Annotated in this window: 4 protein-coding genes; all 4 read right to left on the bottom strand. The window is 71.0% G+C overall.

Annotation, left to right across the window (positions count from 1 at the left end):
* Positions 1 to 259: 259 nt before the first annotated feature.
* A complete protein-coding gene (locus tag VNT50_RS10140; RefSeq protein ID WP_325484994.1) occupies positions 260 to 418 on the bottom strand; it encodes a hypothetical protein in 159 nt (52 codons plus the stop codon).
* A gap of 73 nt (positions 419 to 491) precedes the next feature.
* Positions 492 to 1400, bottom strand: coding sequence for a hypothetical protein (locus VNT50_RS10145; RefSeq protein ID WP_325484995.1), 909 nt, complete (start codon positions 1398 to 1400; stop codon positions 492 to 494).
* 53 nt (positions 1401 to 1453) lie between these two features.
* Positions 1454 to 1585: a hypothetical protein gene (locus VNT50_RS10150; protein ID WP_325484997.1), complete on the bottom strand. Its 132-nt coding sequence runs from the start codon at positions 1583 to 1585 to the stop codon at positions 1454 to 1456.
* 25 nt (positions 1586 to 1610) lie between these two features.
* Positions 1611 to 2592, bottom strand: a 982-nt coding sequence (locus VNT50_RS10155; RefSeq protein ID WP_325484996.1) for an AIR synthase related protein, incomplete at its 5' end; no start/stop codon positions are given.

Raw genomic sequence — 2592 nt, forward strand, 5'->3', positions numbered from 1 at the left:
GAGGCGGGAAACCCGGGAGCGACTACATGTGTCTCTCGACGTGGAGCCGGAACGGCGGGGAGGAATCCTCGAGTGCATGACGTTTCGGAGGCCGCATCCGCCTGCATCAGCTTCGGAAAATCGCACCTCGATCGGCCGAATAGCCTCGAATCATCCGAGCTTCGCGACATTCTCCGAAGTTCGTGCGCGGGCGAGGGAGAGGCTCAGCGCCAGCCATCGTCCGCGCGGTCCGCGCGGTCCGCGCGCGCCGCGGCGTCAGTCAGTTGCGCCCATCACCCCAGTCGGTCACGACGACCGGGGCGCCGCAGGTGCGGGTGAGCCACCACCGCTTGTGGCGGTACCGGCCTTTGCGCTCGATGACCACCCCGTCGCACCGCACACATTTGAGGCCCCAGCCACCGGCACTTGCGTCATCCATCACGGTCTCATTCTCGGGTCGGCCTCTATGCTCCCCGTGCGGTCAAGTGACCGGCGGTGTCGGCTTCGGGTGCCTACGGCGTGGCCGGGGGCGTGGCCGGCGGCTTGGGCCGCACGACCCGACCCGGAGCGGTCTGCGCCGACCGTGCGGGGACGGGCCAAGTCCCGGCGGACGGGCCGGACGGGGCAGACGGGGCGGACGCGGCGGGCGGGCGGGGCGGCGGCGCGGCCACGGGAGTGCTGCCCGGATTCGCGTCGGCGACCGGCGATGCGCCCGTCGTGATTTCGAGCGCGACCTTCTTCTCGAGCACCTCGACGGCCTCGTCCGAAAGGGAGATCAGCCCGTCGAGCTCCTGGCGCACGCGTCGATAGGCGAGCTGCCGTTCGGCGGGCGTCGCGGCCTCGTCGATCGCGACGCTGAGCAGCTGCTTGGCGGTGTCGAGTCGTCGGCGCTCAGCCTCGCTGAACGTCGAATCGCGCAGGCGGCGAGCGTCCTTCTCGGCGACGTCGAACGCGACCTCGTAGTCGTTCACCGCTTCGCGGTACTCGGCGAGCAAGGCCGCGTCGATCTTGACGCGGGCGGATGCCGGGCGCAGATGATCGGCGACCTTCCTGGCGCGCAGAAACGCCGCGGTGAGCGGCTGCCGCCCATCGCTCATCGCGGGAAAGGCGATGAGCTTTGCGACATCCAGCTCGTACGCCAGCCACCGCTGAGTGACCTCGTCGTGCGTGTCCATGAGGCGCTGCAGTCGCGTGGCCTGCGACTCGACTCCCCCCTTGCCGCGGATGGCGATCGGCTGGGTCGTGGCCCGCACGGCGGCCTGTGCCGCCTTCAGCTCGCTCTTCGCCTTCAGGATCTCGAGCCGGCGCCGATGCCGGCGATCGAGGGCCTTCTGCCACGCGCGCCCGACGCCGCCGGCGACCCCCATGAGCGGGAAGATCAGCCACCAGTACCCGCCGAGGAATTGGAAGAACGGCTCCACCCCCTCATGGTAGCCGTCGGGCAACCGCCCGCCCGAGGAGAGTCAGCGGGTACTCAGCCGAAGAGCAGTGCGAAGACCGTGGCGCCGCCGCCGACGAGCACGAGCGCGATGATCACGACCCACGCGACAGCGCGGATGCGCTTCTGGCGGGCGGCGGAGTACACGGCGTCGTCGTCATCCATCACGCGCCCCATCCTAAGCCTGTGCGATCTAGGCCCGCGCCGGCTCCGAGACGGTCGCGCCGAAGGCGGCGGCAAGGGTCGAGGTCGACAGCTCGCGCAGCTCCGAGAGCGGAACCGTGAAGAGATCCTGCACCTCGAGCACGGACTCGCCCGACGGCGGTGCGTCGGTGACGCCGATGCGCAGCACCGGGTAGCCCCGGCCCTCGCAGAGCCCGCGGAACTTCACGTCGTCCTCGCGGGGCACGGTCACGAGCACGCGGCCGGTGGATTCCGAGAAGAGCGCGGATGCGGCATCCACCCCGTCGCGCTCCATCAGCTCGCGCAGCCACACGCGGGCGCCGACGCCGAAGCGCAGCACCGCGTCGGCGAGCGACTGGCCGAGCCCGCCGGCCGAGAGATCGTGCGCGCTGGAGATGAGCGACTGCTCCGCTCCGGCGCGAAGCAGCTCGGCGAGGCGCTTCTCGGCGCCCAGGTCGACGGCCGGGGGACGGCCGCCGAGGTGGCCGTGCACGGTGTCGGCCCACGCCGAACCGCTGAGCTCGGTCGAGGTCACCCCGAGCAGGTAGATGTTCTCGCCCGGGTCCTGCCAGCCGCTCGGCACGCGGCGGGCGACGTCGTCGATGATGCCGAGCACGCCGACGACCGGGGTCGGGAAGATCGGGGTGTCGCCCGTCTGGTTGTAGAACGAGACGTTGCCGCCGGTGACGGGCACCTCGAGCTCGAGGCATCCATCGCTCAGCCCTTCGACGGCCTGCGAGAACTGCCACATCACATCGGGGTTCTCGGGGCTGCCGAAGTTGAGGCAGTCGGAGACGCCGACCGGGGTCGCGCCGGTCGCGGTGACGTTGCGGAACGCCTCGGCGAGCGCGAGCTGGGCGCCGCGGTAGGGGTCGAGCTGGCAGTAGCGTCCGTTGGCGTCGGTTGCGACCGCGAAGCCGAGGCCGGACTCCTCGTCGACGCGCACCATGCCGCCGTCGTCGGGGAAGCTCAGGGCGGTGTTGCCCATCACG

It is taken from the genome of Microbacterium sp., assembly GCF_035554235.1.
GTDB lineage: Bacteria > Actinomycetota > Actinomycetes > Actinomycetales > Microbacteriaceae > Microbacterium.

Excerpts from the sequence above, each read along its gene's own strand:
- VNT50_RS10140 (WP_325484994.1), bottom strand. The coding sequence starts at position 418 with ATGGATGACGCAAGTGCCGGTGGCTGGGGCCTCAAATGTGTGCGGTGC.